18 protein-coding genes are annotated in these 20,294 nt (G+C 54.5%); 16 read left to right on the top strand and 2 right to left on the bottom strand.

What is annotated here, in order from left to right:
• Nucleotides 1–237 precede the first annotated feature (237 nt).
• The 5 genes from MKY12_RS25125 to MKY12_RS25105 all read left to right on the top strand — a co-directional run bounded on the left by MKY12_RS25125 (nt 238) and on the right by MKY12_RS25105 (nt 7,021).
• Nucleotides 238–1,539, top strand: coding sequence for a collagen-like protein (locus MKY12_RS25125; RefSeq protein ID WP_339311375.1), 1,302 nt, complete (start codon nt 238–240; stop codon nt 1,537–1,539).
• 253 nt (nt 1,540–1,792) lie between these two features.
• On the top strand, nt 1,793–3,520 hold the full coding sequence (locus tag MKY12_RS25120; RefSeq protein ID WP_339311373.1) for an alpha-glucosidase: 1,728 nt from the start codon (nt 1,793–1,795) through the stop codon (nt 3,518–3,520).
• A 297-nt stretch (nt 3,521–3,817) separates the two neighbouring features.
• Nucleotides 3,818–4,555, top strand: a complete 738-nt coding sequence (locus MKY12_RS25115) for a class I SAM-dependent methyltransferase (RefSeq protein ID WP_339250727.1) — start codon at nt 3,818–3,820, stop codon at nt 4,553–4,555.
• A 41-nt stretch (nt 4,556–4,596) separates the two neighbouring features.
• A complete protein-coding gene (locus MKY12_RS25110) occupies nt 4,597–5,592 on the top strand; it encodes an MBL fold metallo-hydrolase (protein ID WP_339311371.1) in 996 nt (331 codons plus the stop codon).
• Between the two features lie 1,000 nt (nt 5,593–6,592).
• Nucleotides 6,593–7,021 (top strand): TetR-like C-terminal domain-containing protein, encoded by a 429-nt coding sequence (locus tag MKY12_RS25105; protein WP_339311370.1) that lies wholly within the window; start codon nt 6,593–6,595, stop codon nt 7,019–7,021.
• A gap of 54 nt (nt 7,022–7,075) precedes the next feature.
• Here the strand turns inward: MKY12_RS25105 and MKY12_RS25100 are convergent, their stop codons facing one another.
• Together MKY12_RS25100 and MKY12_RS25095 are read right to left on the bottom strand one after the other, a co-directional pair.
• Entirely contained in the window at nt 7,076–7,909 is an 834-nt protein-coding gene (locus MKY12_RS25100; protein WP_339250721.1) for a hypothetical protein, read from the bottom strand.
• Nucleotides 7,910–7,951: 42 nt separating this feature from the next.
• A complete protein-coding gene (locus MKY12_RS25095) occupies nt 7,952–8,551 on the bottom strand; it encodes a phosphatidylglycerophosphatase A (protein ID WP_339250719.1) in 600 nt (199 codons plus the stop codon).
• 264 nt (nt 8,552–8,815) lie between these two features.
• Between MKY12_RS25095 and MKY12_RS25090 the strand changes: the two genes are divergently transcribed.
• The 11 genes from MKY12_RS25090 (at nt 8,816) to MKY12_RS25040 (ending at nt 20,280) form a co-directional block, all read left to right on the top strand.
• Complete coding sequence (locus MKY12_RS25090) at nt 8,816–9,937, top strand: GerMN domain-containing protein (RefSeq protein WP_036726066.1); 1,122 nt, start codon at nt 8,816–8,818, stop codon at nt 9,935–9,937.
• 191 nt (nt 9,938–10,128) lie between these two features.
• The gene (gene rph / locus MKY12_RS25085; protein WP_076083128.1) at nt 10,129–10,887 is read left to right on the top strand and encodes a ribonuclease PH; all 759 of its coding nucleotides are present in this window, start codon (nt 10,129–10,131) and stop codon (nt 10,885–10,887) included.
• A gap of 1 nt (nt 10,888) precedes the next feature.
• Nucleotides 10,889–11,530 carry an XTP/dITP diphosphatase gene (locus MKY12_RS25080; protein WP_036726063.1) on the top strand — a complete coding sequence of 214 codons (642 nt, stop codon included), beginning with the start codon at nt 10,889–10,891 and terminating at the stop codon, nt 11,528–11,530.
• A gap of 483 nt (nt 11,531–12,013) precedes the next feature.
• The gene (locus MKY12_RS25075) at nt 12,014–13,870 is read left to right on the top strand and encodes a glycosyl hydrolase family 18 protein (protein WP_339311369.1); all 1,857 of its coding nucleotides are present in this window, start codon (nt 12,014–12,016) and stop codon (nt 13,868–13,870) included.
• 666 nt (nt 13,871–14,536) lie between these two features.
• Nucleotides 14,537–14,971, top strand: a complete 435-nt coding sequence (locus MKY12_RS25070) for an NfeD family protein (RefSeq protein WP_209876844.1) — start codon at nt 14,537–14,539, stop codon at nt 14,969–14,971.
• The gene (locus tag MKY12_RS25065; protein WP_081751185.1) at nt 14,971–15,906 is read left to right on the top strand and encodes an SPFH domain-containing protein; all 936 of its coding nucleotides are present in this window, start codon (nt 14,971–14,973) and stop codon (nt 15,904–15,906) included. The genes MKY12_RS25070 and MKY12_RS25065 overlap by 1 nt, the downstream gene beginning before the upstream one ends.
• Before the next feature lie 145 nt (nt 15,907–16,051).
• Complete coding sequence (locus MKY12_RS25060; protein ID WP_076083140.1) at nt 16,052–16,510, top strand: cupin domain-containing protein; 459 nt, start codon at nt 16,052–16,054, stop codon at nt 16,508–16,510.
• A gap of 190 nt (nt 16,511–16,700) precedes the next feature.
• Nucleotides 16,701–17,537 carry an aldo/keto reductase gene (locus MKY12_RS25055; protein WP_209876846.1) on the top strand — a complete coding sequence of 279 codons (837 nt, stop codon included), beginning with the start codon at nt 16,701–16,703 and terminating at the stop codon, nt 17,535–17,537.
• Between the two features lie 179 nt (nt 17,538–17,716).
• Nucleotides 17,717–18,631 carry a nickel ABC transporter permease gene (nikB, locus tag MKY12_RS25050; RefSeq protein ID WP_339311368.1) on the top strand — a complete coding sequence of 305 codons (915 nt, stop codon included), beginning with the start codon at nt 17,717–17,719 and terminating at the stop codon, nt 18,629–18,631.
• A 23-nt stretch (nt 18,632–18,654) separates the two neighbouring features.
• Nucleotides 18,655–19,494 carry a nickel transporter permease gene (nikC, locus tag MKY12_RS25045; protein WP_339311367.1) on the top strand — a complete coding sequence of 280 codons (840 nt, stop codon included), beginning with the start codon at nt 18,655–18,657 and terminating at the stop codon, nt 19,492–19,494.
• Nucleotides 19,495–20,280: an ABC transporter ATP-binding protein gene (locus MKY12_RS25040; protein WP_339311365.1), complete on the top strand. Its 786-nt coding sequence runs from the start codon at nt 19,495–19,497 to the stop codon at nt 20,278–20,280. It begins immediately after the preceding gene.
• Nucleotides 20,281–20,294 lie beyond the last annotated feature (14 nt).

Genomic DNA, 20,294 nt, shown 5'->3' with positions numbered 1-20,294 from the left:
TCAAATATGATCAACGGGGCAATGAAAGCTTTTTGTCCGGCAATAGTATATGTTTTTGGTGGACGGGTGGTGAGCGGGTATGAGAACAAATTCCGGCCTGACGGGGTGAATTGAGCTTGTCCATCCTGTACAATTAACCACTTTTCCATAAAATAATTATTTGCCTACAGGATGAATGTCCATGCCCTTTCTGGGTGAACGGAGTAGGATACATAGAGTCTATAGGAGGTGTCAAATATGGGTCGTACGGAACATAAGAAGAAAAAGCGGGGCTGCACAGAGGAGCTTACCGGATGCCCTTTGCCGAGAGCGAAACGTCCCGTGAGAAAACGGAAGGACAACAATTGCAGCTGCAAGAAAAATATTATCGTCAAAAAGCAAATTGTCCGCGTCAATATTCCATTAGGTGCTTTGGGTGCAGCCGGAGCCGCAGGAGCCTTGAATGCGGCTGGAGCTGTAGAAGCACTGGGAACAGCTGGAGCAGCCGGAGCAGCCGGAGCGCTGGGAGCCGCCGGAGCAGCAGGTGCGCTCGGAGCGGCCGGAGCGGCCGGTGCGCTTGGGGCGGTTGGAGCAGCGGGAGCAGCGGGTGCACTTGGAGCCGCGGGAGCGGCTGGTGCGCTCGGAGCCGCAGGCGTAGGCGGAGCCGCAGGAGCAGGCGGGGCAGCTGGTGCCCGTGGAGCAGCCGGGGCTGCCGGGCTTCTGGGTGCAGCGGGAGCCGCCGGAGCATTGGGTGCAGCCGGAGCTCAGGGTGCACTCGGAGCAGCCGGAGCCGCAGGAGCAGCTGGTGCGTTAGGTGCAGCTGGGATAGCCGGAGCGCTGGGAGGGATTGGCCCGGCAGGGCCAGCGGGCGCACCAGGACCCGCAGGCCCCGTAGGACCCGCAGGACCTGCGGGAGCAGTAGGCCCGGCAGGACCCGCAGGAGCGGGCGGAGCGGCAGGCCCTGTAGGCCCGGCAGGTCCTGCCGGAGCAGATGGAGCCGCAGGGCCCGCCGGGGCCACAGGCGCTACAGGTGCAGCAGGGCCCGCCGGGGCCACAGGCGCTACAGGTGTAGCAGGGCCAGCTGGAGCCACAGGGGCAACAGGAGTTGCCGGTCCAGCGGGTGCAACCGGGGCCACAGGAGCGGCTGGAGGAATCGCCCAGTTTGCTTATGTATATAACCTCGGAGCACAGGTAGTGCCGATTGAGGCAGATGTGTCTTTTGATACGAATGGGCTGATTACCCCGGGAATTACACATGCCCCTGGGACAACTACAATTTCGGTTGCCAATGCCGGAATCTATGAGGTTAATTTCTCGGTATCCGGTGTGGAGCCCAGCCAGTTCGCCCTATTCGTGAATGGGGCACAGGTTCCGGGAACGGTCTATGGATCGGGCGCAGGCACTCAGCAGAATACCGGGCAGGCGATCATCGCTTTATCCTCAGGTGATGTGCTGACGCTCCGGAATCACAGCTCGTCTGCCGCCGTCACACTGCAGACGCTGGCTGGGGGCACACAAGCCAATGTCAATGCTTCGATTGTGATTAAGCAGTTGGCCTAGCAGATCAACTGCAAGGATGAAGAGCAGGGTTGTATAGAGGGCGGGGGACCTGATCAGGTTTCCGCCCTTTCTTTTTTCGGCAAGGGTCTATAAGGCCTGTAGATACGCAGTTGTTGAAGTTGCTGTTCTGGGGTTGACACTAAGGAGCAGTTATACGCTTTTTAGATAAATTGTTATTCACTTCAGCCAGTATGGTTAAGATATATTATTATGTCTAGCACCATAGGAATCGAGAGAAGCGGAGGTATCTGAAGTGAACCCTAAATGGTGGAAAGAGAGTGTTGTCTACCAGATCTATCCGATTAGCTTCATGGACAGTAACGGTGACGGCATTGGAGATCTGCGCGGGATCTTATCGAAGCTTGATTACTTGCAGGACCTCGGGGTGGATGTGATCTGGGTCTGCCCGATTTATAAATCCCCGAACCATGACAATGGCTATGATATCAGCGACTACTGCGACATTATGAAGGAATTCGGCACGATGGATGACTTCGACCTGCTGCTGCGCGAGATGCATTCCCGCGGCATGAAGCTGATGATGGATCTGGTGCTGAACCATACCTCGCATGAGCACCCGTGGTTCGTGGAGTCGAGAAGCTCGAAGGATAATCCCAAACGGGACTATTATATCTGGCGCAAAGGCAAAAACGGCGGCCCCCCGAACAACTGGGAATCCTACTTCAGCGGCTCGGTCTGGGAGCTTGACCCCCGGACGGATGAATATTATCTGCACTTGTACTCCAGGTTCCAGCCCGATCTCAACTGGGAGAATCCGGCCGTCATCGACAAGTTGCACGAGATGGTGCAATGGTGGCTGAAGAAGGGTGTGGATGGCTTCCGCTTTGATGCAATTGCCCATATCGTGAAGGCGGAAGGCTACCCGGATGCCCTGAATCCCGGCGGCACCCCCACTGTCCGCGCCTATGACATGTTCTCGAACCTGAATCATGTGCATACCCTGCTGCAGAATCTGCACGATCAGGTGCTCTATTACTACGACATCATGACGGTAGGGGAGACCTCCGGCCTCGGGCCGGAGCAGGCGCTGGATTATGTTGGAGACGGACGCCGCGAGCTGAATATGACCTTTCAGTTCGAGCATATGAATCTGGATGCCGCCTCGCCGGGCAGCGGGAAATGGGATGTGGTGCCCTGGAAGCTGACGGAGCTTAAGACCATCATCAGCGATTGGCAGACCGTCCTGCATAACCGGGGCTGGAACGCCAACTATCTGTGTAATCACGACCAGCCGCGCTCGGTCTCGCGGTTCGGCGATGACCTGTACTACCGGGTTCCGTCGGCCAAGATGCTCGCCACCTTCATTCATATGCTTGAAGGCACGCCGTATATTTATCAGGGTGAGGAGATCGGCATGACCAATGTGGCCTTCGAGTCGATCGATGATTACCGGGATGTGGAGACCTTGAACTATTATGAGGAAAAGCGCAACGCCGGTGTTCCCGAAGCCGACATCATGGCTGCTATTCATACCAAAAGCCGCGACAATGCCCGGACTCCGATGCAATGGGATGATGGCGAGGATGGCGGGTTCACCACAGGTGTCCCGTGGATCAGGGTCAACTCGAACTCCCGGGAGATCAACGCAGCCAGCAGCGTCAAGGACCCCGAATCTATTTACAACTATTATAAGAAGCTGATCCAGCTGCGTAAAAAACATCAGGTCATCGTCTACGGCGAATATGGACTGCTGCTGAAGGAGCATCCCGAAATCTATGCCTATACCCGGACGCTGGAGGACGAGCGCCTGCTCGTGATCCTGAATTTCTTCGGGCATGAGCCGGTATTCGAGCTGCCGGAGGAATTCCAGCCGGCCGCGAAGCTGGAGATGCTGATCTCCAATTATGAGCCTGCTCAGGAGGAGGATCTCCAGCAGTTGAAGCTCCGCCCTTATGAAGCGCGCGTGTATCTCCAGCGGTTGGATAAGGGGTCTGCTAAAGCGAACCCAAGCGATAATTAAGCATAGAACCGAACGAATCCACAACCGACCTATAGATGTGCAGCAGTTCTGGCGGGAACGCCGGGACTGCTGTTTGTTATGCGGAAGACTGAATACATATACGTCGCGAAGTATTGAGAATTATTACGTTTTTAACCCGCACTGTGATCCTATTCCTTTAATTATAAATAAATGATTATGTGTTGCAGGTCTGTGACTTCGCTGGGCTTCTACACTAAAAGGCGGTACAATAGGCGTTATTAGAGACAGGGATAAGCCCGTGCGGTGAAGCGGGGTATGGAGGGAGTTAGGAGACAGATGAGTGAGTGGTATGAGCAATGTTTTGGCGAGGACTATCTGATTGTATACAGACACAGGGATTTCAGCGGTGCGCGTCATGAGGTGGAGAGCCTGATCCAGTGGCTTGGCCTGCCCCGGGGCGCGAAGGTGCTGGACCTCTGCTGCGGCATGGGCCGCCATTCGCTGGCTCTGTCGCAGGCTGGCTATGAAGTAACGGGCGTGGATCTGTCGGAGGTGCTGCTGCGTGAGGCGCGTGCGCAGGCGGGTGCGGAGCAGGTAACCTGGCTGCGCTCGGATATGCGTGAGCTTCCGCTTACGGGCGGCTTCGATGCTGTGGTCAATTTGTTCACTTCTTTTGGGTATTTTGAAGAGGATGAGGAGCAGATTAAGGTGCTTAAGGAGATCTGCCGGATGCTGAAGCCGGGCGGCCGGTTCCTCATTGATTTCCTGAACCCGGCTTACGTCATCCGCCATCTGGTGCCCCATTCGGTCCGCGAGGATGGAGATATCACGATTGACGAGACCCGCCGGATCGAGGAGGGGTATGTGAAAAAGGAGATCCTGCTGACCTCGAAGACCGGGAGCGCTCCGGCCCGCAGGTGCCAGGAACGGGTGAAGCTCTACACGCTGGAGAATTTCCGCAGAATGCTTGACGCTGCCGGGCTGCGGCTGGATACCGTTCACGGCGGCTACGATGAAGAGGAATATGACACTGAAGCCTCAGCCCGCATGATCTTCATGGGAGGCAGACCTTAGAGATGGCATCAGGGAGAGGGCTTAGAGGAGGCGAAGGAAGGTTGAACAAGGAGATCATTCAAGCTTGGGACGAAGGAGTTCTTCAGGTATCTGTACCAATGGGGCTGCCGCTGCGCCAGGTTAACAGCTATCTTCTGCCGGACAAGGACGGCAGGGTTACGGTCATTGATCCAGGCCCGCATACACCGGCTGCCGAGCTTGCCTGGCAGGGGGTACTCGAGGCGCTGAGCCTTACCTGGACGCAGGTGCGGGATATCGTGGTGACCCATCATCATCCCGACCATTACGGGCTGGCAGGCTGGATGCAGTCCCGCAGCGGAGCGCGGGTGTGGATGAGCGAGCGGGCGCATGCCGAGGCTGCCCTGGCCTGGGGGGACGAGGCGATTCTGAATGAGGCGCTGCCGCTCTTTTTCCGGCGGCATGGCATGCCGGAGGAGTGGCTTCTGGGTATCCGGGAGCATCTGGATAGCTTCCTGCCCGAGGTGACCCCGCAGCCGGAGGTCACCTATATCAATGCCGCGGAGACGTTTGTGATGGGCAGCCGGAAATGGCAGCCCATTATCACAGGCGGGCATGCGCCGGGGCATGTGTCGTTCTACCACGGCGGCAGCGGGCAGATCCTCTGCGGCGATGCTGTGCTGCCGCAGATCTCGCCCAATGTCGGCCTGCAGCCGGGCAGCGATCCGCAGCCGCTGCTGACGTTCCTGGAGGGGCTGCGGGAGCTGCGCAGCCTGCGGGTTACGCTGGCGTTCCCGGGCCACCGGGAACCGTTCCCGGGGTTCACGGCGCGGGCGGACAGCCTGCTCCGGCACCATGAGGAGCGGCTGGATGCTACAGCCGCGCTGCTCGCAGGCGGACCGCAGAGCGGGTTCGCGGTCTGCGATGGGCTGTTCCGCAGCCGGGTCGCGACAGCGCACCAGATGCGGTTCGCCATGAGCGAGGCGCTGGCCCATCTGGCCGAGCTGGTGCGCCGGGGGCGGGCGGCCGAGACGGAGGCCGGGCCAGGCCGCGGCCTGCTTTTCACGGCTGTGGAGTAGACTGGCGCGAGGAAGCAGTGCGTGCTCCTGGCAGCAGATTACTACATACTGTAATCTGCTGCCGATAGCCCGCTGCTCATCACATGTAGTTCATAACACATACACGTAGCTCATCACACTCAGCCAATTACAAGTAGCTCATAACACGTAACTCACAATTCATAACTCTTAAGCTCACAACCCGTAACTCACAACCCGTAACTCAATGGTACAACCCGCTGCTGATACCCCGCTGCATACAACCCGTTGACCCTAACACGCTTATTCGCCTGATGTTACCCTCACATTATTCTGAGAACCTAGAGAACTGGAAAGCCTGGAAGAAATGACTAATTCGTTGGTGAAAACTTGTAGCCTGAAAACAACACTACTCATCTCATCCCTCCTCCAAAGTTGGCTGTAAGCGGTGAGGTATGAGATTCAAAGGGATAAATCCCATTGTTTCAGCTGAAAATGGCGGATGTGTAGAAATGAAAGGGATAAATCCCATTGTTTCAGCTGAAAATGGCGGATGAGCAGAAATGAAAGGGATAAATCCCATTGATTCAGCTGGAAATGGCAGATGTGTAGAAATGAAAGGGATAAATCCCTTTGAGCAGTCTGAATGAAGAGCACAAATGCCCCTGAATTCGCCGAAAGCGGGTGGGGAGCGTAAATGAAGGGCACAAATGCCCTTGAATTCGGCGGAAGTGGGCGGGGGAGCGTAACTGAGGAGCACAAATGCCCCTGAATTCGGCGAAAGTGGGCGGGGAGCGTAAATGAAGAGCACAAATGCCCCTGAATTCTGCACACCTGTTGATTTTTTGACAACTGATAAATATGATGAACCCAACTAAGGGCTCTGAGGAAGGAGAGGTAAGAGGGATGGCTGTGGATAGGCGGATCGGGAAGACGCGGGATGCTATTTTTAAGGCGTTTCTTAGTCTGATGGAAGAAGATTACGGTACATGAGATTGCGGAGCGGGCTAATGTCAGCAGAGGGACTATCTATCTGCATTTTGTGGACAAATATGATCTGCTGGATCAGTGTGTTGAGCAGGAAATGACGGAGCTGCGTGACCGCTGTATGGGCGTCCAGGAGAATCTGCATTTCACCTCCTCCGGTCCCCTGCTGCGTACGGCTGAATATGTGGAGCAGCATGCTACCGTCTTCATTACACTCATTAATAACAGCGGCATTCCTACCTTCAGAAGCCGTCTGCATGCCATGCTGATGGAGGGACTGGCGGAGCAGATCGATATGGAGGGTGTGAACCGGGGGATGAACAAGGAGATGCTGCTGCATTTTATGGCTTCGGCTGCTGTGGGAGTCATGGAATGGTGGATTACACACTCACTGCCTATTTCGGCCAAAAAGCTGATGGAGGATATCAGTATCCTCCTCGAACGCAACCAAATGGGACCGCAGCCGCTGGACGCTCTGCCCTAGACAATAATCTGACGGTGCCGTCCAGTGGCCTGCGGTCTGCAATTATCCCCATTCTTAAGAATCCGGCTGGATCACCTTCATCTTGGACGGGTTGTTGATTTTGTATTTGACCGGGTGCTGGGAGAGCTTCTTGGCTACAATCTTCGCTTCAAAAGAAACAGGGTCGCCCTCCTTCAGCTCCAGCTTCTTCAGCGTGGCGCTATGGCTTGACCAGACTTCGTCAATGGCCAGCTCATGCCCTTCTATCGCTACATTTTCATAGATAATCACTTCATCATCGTTATCCGAAAAGTGGTTGGGAACGGTCGTGAATTCTTTGACAACCGCTGTAACCTTGAGCTTGTCTTCGGGCAGCTGCAGGGCGGGCTTCTTTTTGGAGGCCGCTGGCTTACGCGGCTTCTCTGCCGGAGCCGCTGTCTCCGTAGCACTCACGCCTTCCGCAGCAATCCCACTCTCTGAACGCTCCGCAGTATCGCCCACCGCAGCACCAGCACTTCCCGCACCCTCCGCATCATCCTCACCGCGAACCTCCTCAACCGGCTGGTTCTCCAGCAACTCGGCTTCTCCGGCAGCTTCAGCCGGGTCCTCGTACCGTGCATCCGCCGCTGCTTGCGCACGCTGGCCGAAGCTGGCGGTCTGCATTTCTTTGAGGTAGGCCGGGTGGATACAATGCTGCTGCTTATTCTCGAACTGGACCACCACCGTCTGATTATCCACAAACCCTATAATTTCACAAGGCAGGGTCAGGCCCTGCCGCTTGTACAGATAAGTCTTGACCCGGGTGGCTGAACCGGGCAGAAGATTCCATTCCTTACACCGCTCAATCCGCTCATCCTCACTCTCGAAATCCTGGACAGCCAGCGGCTTCACTACGAACGAATAGGTCATGCACACTTCGCACCTTTCCTTTTATGAATAGTAGCTCTCCTCTTATTCCGGCAACGTCTCCTCCAGCCGGCTGCGCCGTGCAGCCTCTTCCGCGTCCTCCGGGGCATGGGGCAGGCCCAGCTCCTCCTCGCGTTCCGCCTGCTTGCGGTGGGCGATCCGGCTGCTGGCCGCTGCGGCTACAGCACCGACGATATCATCCAGATAGGTATGGATCTGGCCGGTGGTTTTGTCATTCAGCCTCTCCAGTACGCCGGGCTTGAGCTTGTCCACGTAACCATAGTTGGTGAACCCGATACTGCCATATACATTAACAATCGAGAAGGCGAGAATCTCGTCTACCCCGTACAATCCTTCATCGTTCTCAATCATATCCTGCAGCGGCGAGAACAGCTTGCCCTCCTCCGCCAGCACATCCAGCTGGATGCCGGTCAAGACTGCATTCTGCACCTCACGCTTGCTGAGGACCATCTCAACGTTATGAATACATTCTTCCATGGTCAGGCCCGGATAGTATTTCTTTTGCAGCATCATGACAAGCTCGGCAATCTCCTCCAGAGTGACCCCGCGCTTGTGCAGCCAGTACCGGGTCGCTTCGGCAACGGCTTTGCTGTTGAGGCTGTAAGGAATTTTGGCATCAGTCATGAAAAGTCCTCCATTCGTGAGTAGGTTGAATTAGCAGGTATGTACTAAATTGTACGCAAGCGGCAGACCGATGTCCAGAAACCTCCGGAATTGTATCCCGCAAGCAGGCTGAACTTGGATGAACACAGCAGTGTCCGCAGCCAAGCAGGGGTTCCGGCAGAACTTCTGTAATTTAGGATAAGCTGTTGTTATTTTTTGGACACAGGGCTCGTATACATAGCAGTACAAACTGATCTTAGCGCTAGAAAGGGGTAATGAAGATTGATGAAACCAGTGAAACACCTCCGCGGGGCGTCTGCGGCTTGCCTGCTGGCCGTTCCGCTTGTGCTCTCCGGCTGCAGTCTGTTCGGTTCAGAATCCGCCGCTGTGGACCCGCCTCCCGCCGCCGTAGAAGCGCAAATGCTGCAAGTGAGCGGGGAAGATACGCTGGATACCGGTGTATTCGGACCGGCCTCCATGGATGAGACTGATCTGTCTGCCGGGGTGAAGGATACCGGTGCGCCTGCTGTAGCCGGGGAGCGGACTACTGTGTATCTGGAGGATCAGAACGGTCTGCTGGCTCCGGTGGCTCTGTCTTTTCCAAAAAGCGAGGACACGGTCATGCTGAAAAATTCCCTCACGGCACTCGTCAGCAAGGGGGATTACGCGTCTGCACTGCCTAAGGGCTTCCAAGGCGTACTACCTGCAGGGACGAAAGTGAACAATGTATCTGTCGGCCAGGACCATGTCGCAATTGTTGAATTCAACTCGGCGTTTAACGACTACGATCCTGCGGATGAACGCAAAATTCTCGAAGCGCTGACCTGGACATTGACAGGGCAGGACGACATTAAGGGAGTGCAGCTCTGGGTCGATGGCAAAAAGCTGACTGAAATGCCGCTGCAAGGTACACCGCTGGACCGCCCGCTGTCCCGTACGATGGGCATTAACCTGCCGAAGCATAACGCTCTGATGATGAATTCCAGCGCAGTTACAGTCTATTTCGCAGCAGCTTCACCGGATGGCGGCCACCAGTATTATGTTCCGGTTACCCGTTTTGTACCCGCTGGCGGGGATACGGTGAAGGCAGCTCTGAGCGAGCTGATTGCCGGACCGCAGTCCGAGAACGGCCTGGAGATGGTCATGACGCAGGGAACGGTAGTTGATTCTGTAAAAGCAGGGCAGAACGGGGTAGTCACCGTATCGCTGACCGATGATATGTTCGAAGGCAGCACAAGCATTCCCGAGGAGATGCTGGAGTCGGTCGTGCTGACGGTGGCCCAGAATACAGATGATTCGCTGGTACAGATCCGTCTGAACGGCAAGGATACGGTTACGGGTACCAACAACGTCGATTACGGTCAGCCGGTCTCCGCGCCGGAATATGTGAACGAGCTGCCGCTTTAGAGCGAATCCACCGGCCTAAAAAGATGCTTTTGTGCCTACTCTTTGATAGAATAAAGTATTGTTCATCCGAATAACGGGTCAGGAGCAGCGGTGCCGTTCTCTTCCAAAGGGGGCGGCACCCGTTTCTGCGTATAAGATACGGATGAATGTATACACAAACTTTGCGCTATACGATGTAGGAGGCAGAAAAGATGAGATCAAACGGACGCAACGAAGACCAGCTCCGGCCACTGACGATAACGACCCAGACCAACAAATATGCAGAAGGCTCCGTCATCATTGAGATGGGAGATACCAAGGTCATCTGTACGGCAACCGTGGATGAGAAGGTCCCGCCGTTTCTGAAGGGACAAGGCAAGGGCTGGGTAACCGCCGAATATTCGATGCTTCCCCGCGCGACCCAGACCCGCAACCAGCGTGAAGCCGCACGCGGCAAGCTGACCGGGCGGACCATGGAAATCCAGCGCCTGATCGGACGGGCCCTGCGTTCGGTGGTGAATTTGCAGGCGCTCGGCGAACGCAGTATTACGCTGGACTGCGATGTAATTCAGGCAGACGGGGGAACGCGGACGGCTTCGATCACGGGTGCTTTTGTAGCGATGGCCTTCGCCATGAACAAGCTTGCCCTCCAGAATAAGCTGACGGTCTTCCCGATTACAGACTACCTGGCAGCCATTAGTGTGGGTGTCGTTGGCGACAAGACGCTGCTCGATCTGAATTATGAAGAGGATTCCAAGGCGAAGGTGGATATGAACGTGGTCATGACGGGCAGCGGCGCTTTCGTTGAGGTTCAGGGCACGGGAGAAGAGCGCCCGTTCACCCGCCAGGAGCTGGACCAGCTGCTGGGTCTCGGAGAGAAGGGGATCTACGAGCTGATCGCTGTGCAAAAAGAAGTCCTCGGCGCCATCGCGCTCAAAATCCCTGCCGGCCAGCCCGGTCAAGAGGTGTAGGATGAAGTCCGGCAGCGGAATTCTGATTGTCGCGACGAAGAACAAAGGCAAGGTGCGGGAGTTCCAGCATGCCTTTGCTCCCTTGGGACTTACGGTCAAAAGCATGTATGACTACCCGGATCTGCCGGATGTGGTCGAGGACGGGGCCACTTTTGCCGAGAATGCCTTCAAGAAATCCCGCGCTGTAGGGGACGCTCTTGGACTGCCGGTGCTGGCAGACGATTCCGGTCTCTGTGTAGAGGCGCTGGACGGAAGCCCCGGCGTATACTCGGCCCGTTATGCCGGCGAGGCGGCGGATGATGAGGCGAACAATCTGAAGCTGATGAGCGAGCTGGAGCGGCTGAAGCAGGGGGAGGATACCGGACAGCCGCTGCTGAGTCCTGCCCGGTTCGTCTGTGCCTTGTCGCTCTATGATCCAGCGGACGGCCGGGAATGGACGGCTGAGGGTACGGTCGAAGGCTGGATTACCTCGGAGCCTGCGGGTGCCGGCGGTTTCGGTTATGACCCGCTGTTCTATCTCCCGGAATACGAGAAGACGATGGCTGAGCTGACGCTTGAGGAGAAGCAGTCGATCAGCCACCGCGGGACGGCGCTGCGGCGTCTGACCGAGAAGCTTGCTGCTGCGCAGAGCGGCGGTAAATAGAAGAGTTGGAATCTTGGAAGCAGCCCGTGAGCAGAATATGCTCGGGGCTGCTTCTGTTTTTTTTAGATAATAATCCCCCCTGATTATGGAAATTTATCCCTAGCATATCCTCCGGCTTTGTATGAGAATAAGAGTTGACTTCACCCCTTCGCAGGTCCTTCATCCTTCCGCAAATCGTCGCAATCCACCCACCCTGCCCTGTACCAAACAACAACGTAGGCAGTAGCGGAGCGAGTGATCCGTATGCTGCTGAACTGCGCTTTTTTTGAGCTGTATTTCACTATTCTACCAGTCAGATTGCCAGGAGTTTAATAGTTTCACAGGGTGAAGGTCAAGGCCAATCGGGTCCGGGAGGTGAACGCTGAGCTTTCTCATTCGCGGCAAGGGAAGAACGGTCACTTAATATCCTTGATGGCAAAGACGGATGGATGTCCATGAAGCAGGCTTACAGGTTACGCATTGAACCGGGGAGGTAATCACGAAATGGCCTTTATCAAAAGCAAGTCCTTTGTGCTTGGCTTGGCGGCAGTCCTTTTCCTTACTCTTTTTTCGGCTTTTGGTGCAAATAGCAGAACTGTTCAGGCAGCCGGAGACTACAAGATTGTCGGCTATTATGCTTCATGGGCCGCCTACGGGCGGGCTTATAATGTAACGGATATCGATCCTGGCAAAATGAATGTCATCAACTATGCCTTTGCCGACATCTGCTGGAACGGAATACACGGCAATTCCGACCCGACCGGGCCGAATCCGGTCACCTGGTCCTGCCAGAACGAGCAGGGACAGGCGATCAGCGTTCCCAATGGCACCGTAGTGCTGGGCGATCCCTGGATCGATGCCCAGAAAAGCTTCGGCGATGATAAATGGGATGACCCGATCAAGGGGAATCTGAAGCAGCTCTGGAAGCTGAAGGAGAAGAATCCGAAACTGAAAACGATGATCTCCGTCGGGGGCTGGACCTGGTCCAACCGCTTCTCGGATGTGGCTGCCACGGCGGCAACCCGTGAGGTGTTCGCCAATTCTTCCGTCGATTTCATCCGCAAATACAAGATGGACGGTGTCGATCTGGACTGGGAATACCCGGTCAGCGGGGGACTTGCGGGCAACAGCTACCGCCCCGAGGATAAGCAGAACTACATCCTGCTGCTCCAGAAGATTCGGGAGAAGCTGAATGCCGCAGGAGCTGCCGACGGCAAAACGTATCTGCTGACCATTGCCTCAGGTGCAGGCCCCACTTACATCCAGAACAACAATCTCAGCGGAATCGCTGCTGTGGTGGACTGGATCAATATTATGACCTACGACTTCAACGGCAGCTGGAACCCTACTACCGGCCACAATGCGCCGCTGTATTACGACCCGGCGGCTGCTTCGTCAGGGTTGACCGAGCCGGCGAACTATAATATCGACAAGGCGGTGACCAGCTATCTGAGTGCAGGCGTACCGGCTAATAAGCTGGTGCTCGGCATGCCTTTCTACGGCCGGGGCTGGGGCGGGGCCCCTGCTGCGGGGAACGGACAATATCAGGTATCTGCCGGGATCTCCCAGACCGGAACCTGGGAGAAGGGCAACTACGATTTCAGTGATCTGGAAGCCAATTATATCAATAAGAACGGCTACACCCGTTACTGGAACAACACCTCCAAGGTCCCTTATCTCTATAACACGTCCAATCAAACCTTCATCAGCTATGATGATGCCGAATCCATCGGCTTCAAAGCCAGCTACCTGAAAACCAAGGGTCTGGCCGGAGCCATGTTCTGGGAGACCAGCGGGGACCGCAATAAGACGCTGCAGACCAAGCTCAGCGCTGAACTGGGCGGCGGAGTAGTGACACCAACGGCTACGCCGGTGCCGACCGCAACGGTGAAGCCATCGGCCACGCCGACCGCAACAGCTACGCCGACTGCGACACCAGGTCAATGCACGGCCGCTGCGTGGAGTTCCACCGCTGTCTACACACAGGGGCAGCAGGCCTCCTATGGAGGGCTGATCTATCAGGCCCAGTGGTGGACGCAAGGGGACCGGCCGGATCTTAGCGGAGCCTTCGGGGTGTGGCGGGTGACCGGAACTTGCGGTAACGCTACTCCGCAGCCGACAGCTACGCCACTCCCGACAGTAAGCCCTTCGGCTACGCCGACAGTAGCGCCAACCTCTACTCCTGTAGTGACGCCAGTCCCTTCGGCTACCCCAGGCGCTGCTGCCTGGAAAGCGGGCGCCACTTATAGTGTCGGCAATATCGTAACTTACAGCGGGCAATCCTACACCTGCCTGCAGGCGCATACCTCTCTGGCCGGCTGGGAGCCGAATGTCACTCCTGCGCTCTGGAAGCTGAACTAAAGGCGGAGCGGACAGCACGGAAATCCAGCCATAGGGCATGAGTATGCCAAAGTATAGAACAAGGAACGGTGCCGGCTTTTAAGCTGGCACCGTTTTTTTAAGTGCTTTTTAGAATAGGCTGTTTCGTACACGATCCTGCTTATAGATGGGGAGTGCGAGCTGACAGAGTTGGAAAAGAGGCACTTAATTGTGCCGAAATGCGCTACTTAGAGCGAACAGTTGGAAAAAGTACAGTTAATCTGCCGAACGCTCCCCATTCAAGGGAATCTGGGCCGATTAAGTGTTGTTTCTCCAACTAATTTCTGTAGGTGCCATAATATTTCTTATTTAGATGTATTAAATCCACTTGCTTGATCCGCCCCTCTCCATTCCAGTTCAGGCGTGGTGGCTGGCACCGTATTTATAACTAATTCCGTTCCTTGGAGGTTTTGGAAGCAGGATTCCGGGGTACGGAAATGTGGGTAATGAGTTTTTTGCGCTTCGATTGGATATATTTATGTTTAAATACAATTTAGCCGTCCTGTATCCCGCTTGAGGTTCATAAGCTTCCACAGGCTGAAATATAATGAACAGACAGGCGGCTGTCCCGGCCTCCAAAAATTTTGTGAAACGTGATGCCGATTATTTCGTTATAGTAGTATATAGCGGAAGGTGGTGGGTTCACCAATGAGTATGTGGGTATTGTGGTTAATTGCCGCTGGCGTCTTGTTTGTTGTAGAGATGTTTACGTTTACATTCTATTTGTTATGGCTTAGCCTGGGAGCCTTGGCTGCCGGACTGGTTGCGCTTGTGCTGCCGGATGCATGGCTGCTGCAGGTTGTAGTGGGTTCGCTGGTAGCCCTGGCCCTGACGTTCTTCACCAAGCCATTGTCTGAGCGGCTGCGCAATGCGCGGGGCTTCAAGGATACCGGGACCGAGATTATCGGCAGACAGGGTCTGGTGACCGAACCGATTGAGCCTGGCCGTTACGGGCAGGTCAAGATTGGCGGCGATACATGGAGTGCGACCTCTACAGTAGCACTGGGCAAGGGTCAGCAAGTAATTGTAGTAAGAAGAAGCACTACCATTATTGAAGTAGAACGATGGGGGGATATGTACTAATGGAATTGGTGATTATCGGAATTATTATTGTTGTCGTCGTAGTATTTATCGCAATGACGATCAAGATTGTCCCGCAGCAAAGAGTTGGAGTTGTAGAGCGTCTGGGTAAATTCCATCGCCTGCTCACACCAGGTCTGAACATTCTGATTCCGGTTATTGATCAGGTGCGGGTCTATCATGACTTGCGGATTCAACAGGCGAATGTACCGCCGCAGACGGTAATCACGAAGGATAACGTACAGGTGCAGATCGATACGATTATCTTCTATCAGGTAGTGGGTCCGGAAGAAGCAACGTACGGAATCTCCGATTATGTGTATGGGGTACGGAATATCTCCACAGCCACCATGCGTCAGATTATCGGTAAGCTGGAGCTGGATGAAACCTTGTCCGGCCGTGAAAAAATCTCCTCCGACATCCGTCTCGCGCTGGATGAAGCGACAGAGAAGTGGGGCGTGCGCATTGAGCGTGTCGAAGTTATCGACATCAAGCCGCCGCTCGATATCCAGGAAGCCATGGACAAACAGATGAAGGCAGAACGCAGCAAGCGTGCGATTGTCCTGGAGGCGGAAGCCGCCAAGCAGGATATGATCCTTCGTGCTGAAGGGGATAAGCAGAGTAAGATCCTGAAGGCCGAAGGGGATAAGGAAGCCCGCATCCGTCAGGCGGAAGGTCTCGGTCAGGCGCAGGAGCTGGAAGCTCTCGGTCAGGCCAAGGCGATCGAAGCAGTGGCGATGGCCGAGAAGGCCCGGATTGCCATGATTGCCAGCGCAGGACTGGATGAAAAAGTACTGGCCTATCAGTCCTTTGAAGCTCTGACTGACATGTCTAAGGGACCAGCGAACAAAATATTCCTGCCGACCAGTGCGGTGGAGACGCTGGGCAGCCTGGGAGCGATTGCCGAAGTATTCAAGGCTAGCAAAGAAGGCAAATAAGCGGAAGATAATTTACAATTGCTGCAGGATCCGTTACAGTTAATAGCACAATCAGGCCGAGGCTTAGCAGGTACGCTTGTACCTCTTAAGCCTTTGCTTATGAAGACTGTTTTGCCGCTGTGCAAAACTTGAAGGAGAAGAACTCATGACGCAAAAAGAAATTTCCCCGCTCGTAGAAACCTTGGGGCTACAGCCCCACGTGGAAGGCGGATGGTACAAGAGACTGTGGAATTCTCCGTTTGAGATTCCTCAGGACACGTTGGGCGAGGCTTATTCGGGCCCGCGCGCATCAGCTTCATCGATCTATTTCCTGCTTCATGCTGACGAGAGTTCGGATTGGCATACTGTATTGTCCTCCGAAATCTGGCTGTATCATTCCGGCAGCCCGATCGTGCTTAGTCTGGGAGGCAATGGCGCAGAGCCGGAGAACGTAACGGAGGTTATCCTGGGTCTGGATATCGCTGCGGGCCAGCAGCCGCAGGTAGTGATTCCTCCAGGCGTATGGCAGGCCGCCCGCCCGCTCGGCGAAGAGCCGGCGCTCGTCTCCTGCATCGTATCGCCGGAGTTCCATTTTGATGATTTCAAGCTGATCGACAAGAAATAAGCAGGTTATGTAATGGAGTACGGCCGGGAAGGGGCTGTGCTCCATTTTTGTACATAAGAGGCATACAATCTTCACGATTTGGCAACCTATTCGCTATAACGGGAACAGATTTCGCAATTGGATGATTATGAGAGCGGTAATACGGTTAAGGAAGCTTGTTGAATTCAAATTAGGCTTGGAGGGTATTCATATGAGTGAAAAGAACGCACCATTTACAGGCGGGCCTACCTTGAACGATGGAGTAACTATGCCGTGGCTGGGTCTTGGCGTATGGCAGACCAAGGATGGTGAGGAGGTTATCCGTGCGGTGAAGTCTGCGGTGGAGACGGGGTACCGCAGTATTGATACGGCTGCCGGCTATAACAATGAAGAGGGTGTAGGGCAGGCAATCCGTGAATGCGGAGTCCCCCGGGAAGAGCTCTTTATTACCACCAAGGTCCGCAACCCGGATCAGGGGTATGAATCGACACTGAAGGCCTTTGAAGTCAGCCGCAAGAAGCTGGGCCTGGAGCAGGTAGATTTGTATCTGATCCATTGGCCGGTGGCCGGTAAATATAAAGAAACCTGGAAAGCGCTGATCCATCTGCAAAAGGAAGGACTGGTCAAATCCATCGGGGTGAGCAACTTCCAGCCGCATCATCTGGAGGATATCATCGAGGACAGCGGCGTGGTGCCGGTGGTGGACCAGGTGGAATTCCATCCGCTGCTGACCCAGCGTGAATTGCTGAAGTATGCACGGGAGCATGATATCCAGCTGGAAGCCTGGAGTCCGCTCATGCAGGGAAATCTGGACCTGCCGCTGCTGAAGGAATTGGCAGAGCGTTACGGCAAGACGGTAGCACAGATTGTTCTGCGCTGGGATCTGCAGCAGGGTGTCATCACCATTCCGAAGTCGGTCCATCAGGAGCGGATCATCGAGAACGCCGGATTCTTCGACTTCACACTCAGCGATGAGGATGTTAAAGCTATCGAGGAGCTGAATCAGAACCACCGCTTCGGCCCGGACCCGGATAATTTCAATTTCTAAGCTACAGTTAGAGCATTATAAGCTGTAGATGCACAGAGCGGCCTCCTCAAGGGGGGCTGCTTTTTGTATTTGGCGGCAGTGTAGCATTTTTTTTAGGACTATTCATTTAAAATTTTTATGTTATAATCGTAATAATTACGATTAAAGATATGGAGTTGAATGCCATTATACGAACTTTGTTGCAACGCTTATTGCAGCTCATTCCTGTGCTGCTAGGCATCTCAGTCATAACCTTTGCGCTGATGCACCTAACCTCAGGTGATCCTGCAGAGATTATGCTGCGTGCTGATGGTATTAAGCCTACATATGAAGCCATTGAGGCGGCAAGAATTGCACTGGGTCTGGATGGACCTGTATATATGCAATATGTTCATTGGTTGTACCGTGTGCTCCACCTCGATCTGGGCATATCCTACAGCAGCAATCGTCCGGTATTCACAGAGCTGATGAATCGTTTCCCGGCTACTGCGCTGTTGAGCGGCTGTTCCTTATTGGCTGCTATTCTTATAGCTCTGCCTATGGGGGTAGGCTCTGCACTGTATCCGGGAAAATGGTTTGACCGGCTGGGAAGAGTATGTGCTCTGTTTAGCGTATCAATGCCAGGCTACTGGTTGGGTCTGCTCCTGATTTATTATGGTTCAGTGAAGCTGAAGCTATTACCTGTAACAGGGATGGATGGGGTCTCCAGTGTCATTCTGCCCGCTTTTACACTTGGGTTTGGGATGGCAGGGGTGTATATCCGTTTGATTCGTTCCAGTCTGCTGGACGTTCTGGCTACGCTCTACATCAAGGCGGCGAGGGCCAAGGGGGTGCAGGAATGGAGAGTCATCACCAGACATGCGCTTCGTAATGCACTGCTTCCGAGTCTTACCTTACTTGGGGTTAACATAGCAGGGCTTCTCGGCGGCTCTGTGGTCGTAGAGACTATATTTTCCTGGCCGGGGATTGGAAAGTATGTGATTGAGGCGATTTTTGCAAAAGACTATATTGTCATTCAGGGTTATGTATTATGGATGGCTGTCGTCGTTGTTCTGATTAACCTGGCAGTAGATTCACTGCATCTGATGCTGGACCCGCGAATCAGGCTGCGGTGACGCTGTAAAAGGAGTACGGTATTATGTTTCGAAGTAGCTTATTTAAGAATAATGGAGCGAAGCTGGGGGCAGGGATTATCCTTTTGTTCATTGGCGCCGGACTCTTTGCCCCCTGGCTCTCCCCTTCTGACCCGCTGCAGATTCACATGGAGCATAAGCTGAGTATGCCTTCCTGGGATTATCCGCTGGGTACGGATCATCTGGGGCGCTGTGTGCTATCCCGTTTAATCTATGGGACAAGAACTACGCTTTACTATTCATTTGCCGTTTTGACTGTAGTTTTTGCTATTAGTATCCCCGTTGGTTTACTGGCTGGTTACGCTGGCGGCAAAATTGATCAATTGATTATGCGGATCATCGACATCTTACTTGCTTTTCCCAGCTTAATTCTATCGCTTGCGATTACAGCCATGTTAGGCCCCAGTATGAAGAATCTGTTAATCGCTTTTGCAGCCGTCTGGTGGACGGGATATGCCAGAGTGATCCGCAGCCTGGTGCTTCAGATCAAGGAAGGCGGATATATCGCCGCAGCCGCAGCGTCGGGCACTTCCCATTTGCAAATTGTGCTCAGGCATATCCTGCCGGTTGCGGCGCGGCCCATTCTGGTTCTGGCTTCTATGGAGACGGGTACAATTATGCTCTCGATTGCGGGCTTGTCCTTCCTTGGTCTGGGAGCCCAGCCGCCTACACCGGAATGGGGGATGATGCTGAACGACAGCCGTGCCTATATTCAGACTGAGCCGCGGCTCATGCTCTTCCCAGGAATGGCCATCCTGCTGGCAGTTCTGGGCTTCAATCTGTTGGGGGAAGGCTTGCGCCGCTCAGCGCGTGATTACGATACCCGGGAGGTGAGTGTCCGGTAAATGAACAATGAATCCACCCTGCTGAAGGTTAGTCACTTATCGACCAGCTTCCATACCGGAAGTCAGCAAGTCAGGGCTGTAGAGGATATCAGTCTCGAAGTGAGGTCCGGGCAGATTGTTGCACTGGTTGGCGAGAGCGGCAGCGGGAAAAGTGTTACGGCGATGTCTATTCTGGGACTGCTAGATCCTCCAGGCGTCATTGATAGCGGAGAGATATGGCTTCGCGGCCACAACCTCAGGGAGTGCTCTGCCCGCCAGCTAAGGAAGCTCCGGGGAACTGAAATGGCGGTTATTTTTCAAGATCCCATGAACGCGCTGAATCCGGTGCTTCCGGTTGGAAGGCAGATCATGGAGACGATCGCCCTGCACCGGCAAGTCACTGGGCAAGAAGCAAAGCAACTGGCTATGAAGCAGATGCAGCAAGCGGGCCTTAACGATCCGGCGCAGCTATTTAGTAAATATCCTTTTCAAATTAGCGGCGGGATGTGCCAACGGGTGATGATCGCTATCGCGCTGGCTTCCGGGGCAAGCTTACTTATTGCAGATGAACCTACAACGGCTCTGGATGTAACCATCCAGGCACAGATACTCACGGAGCTGGATCGGATCAGACGGGCGAATCATATGGGCATCCTGCTCATTACGCATGATCTCGGCGTTGTCGCAGAGCTTGCAGATTATGTATATGTGATGAAATCCGGAAGGATTGTGGAATCAGGCAACGTCTTTGACATCTTTTCACGTCCAGTGCATCCCTACACTAAATACTTAATGGATTGCAGATAACAACTATGGAATTA

The organism is Paenibacillus sp. FSL M7-0896 (genome assembly GCF_037975415.1).
Taxonomy (GTDB): domain Bacteria; phylum Bacillota; class Bacilli; order Paenibacillales; family Paenibacillaceae; genus Paenibacillus_AQ; species Paenibacillus_AQ silagei.
The sequence above is the reverse complement of the archived record's forward strand: the minus strand, read 5'-3'. Positions and strand labels throughout refer to the sequence as shown.

Bases quoted from the DNA above. Each gene is read 5' to 3' on its own strand.
- MKY12_RS25125 (WP_339311375.1), top strand. From the start codon at position 238: ATGGGTCGTACGGAACATAAGAAGAAAAAGCGGGGCTGCACAGAGGAG.
- MKY12_RS25115 (WP_339250727.1), top strand. From the start codon at position 3,818: ATGAGTGAGTGGTATGAGCAATGTTTTGGCGAGGACTATCTGATTGTA.
- MKY12_RS25100 (WP_339250721.1), bottom strand. From the start codon at position 7,909: ATGACCTATTCGTTCGTAGTGAAGCCGCTGGCTGTCCAGGATTTCGAG.
- MKY12_RS25095 (WP_339250719.1), bottom strand. From the start codon at position 8,551: ATGACTGATGCCAAAATTCCTTACAGCCTCAACAGCAAAGCCGTTGCC.
- MKY12_RS25090 (WP_036726066.1), top strand. From the start codon at position 8,816: ATGAAACCAGTGAAACACCTCCGCGGGGCGTCTGCGGCTTGCCTGCTG.
- rph (WP_076083128.1), top strand. From the start codon at position 10,129: ATGAGATCAAACGGACGCAACGAAGACCAGCTCCGGCCACTGACGATA.
- MKY12_RS25080 (WP_036726063.1), top strand. From the start codon at position 10,889: ATGAAGTCCGGCAGCGGAATTCTGATTGTCGCGACGAAGAACAAAGGC.
- MKY12_RS25075 (WP_339311369.1), top strand. From the start codon at position 12,014: ATGGCCTTTATCAAAAGCAAGTCCTTTGTGCTTGGCTTGGCGGCAGTC.
- MKY12_RS25070 (WP_209876844.1), top strand. From the start codon at position 14,537: ATGAGTATGTGGGTATTGTGGTTAATTGCCGCTGGCGTCTTGTTTGTT.
- MKY12_RS25065 (WP_081751185.1), top strand. From the start codon at position 14,971: ATGGAATTGGTGATTATCGGAATTATTATTGTTGTCGTCGTAGTATTT.
- MKY12_RS25060 (WP_076083140.1), top strand. From the start codon at position 16,052: ATGACGCAAAAAGAAATTTCCCCGCTCGTAGAAACCTTGGGGCTACAG.
- MKY12_RS25055 (WP_209876846.1), top strand. From the start codon at position 16,701: ATGAGTGAAAAGAACGCACCATTTACAGGCGGGCCTACCTTGAACGAT.
- nikC (WP_339311367.1), top strand. From the start codon at position 18,655: ATGTTTCGAAGTAGCTTATTTAAGAATAATGGAGCGAAGCTGGGGGCA.
- MKY12_RS25040 (WP_339311365.1), top strand. From the start codon at position 19,495: ATGAACAATGAATCCACCCTGCTGAAGGTTAGTCACTTATCGACCAGC.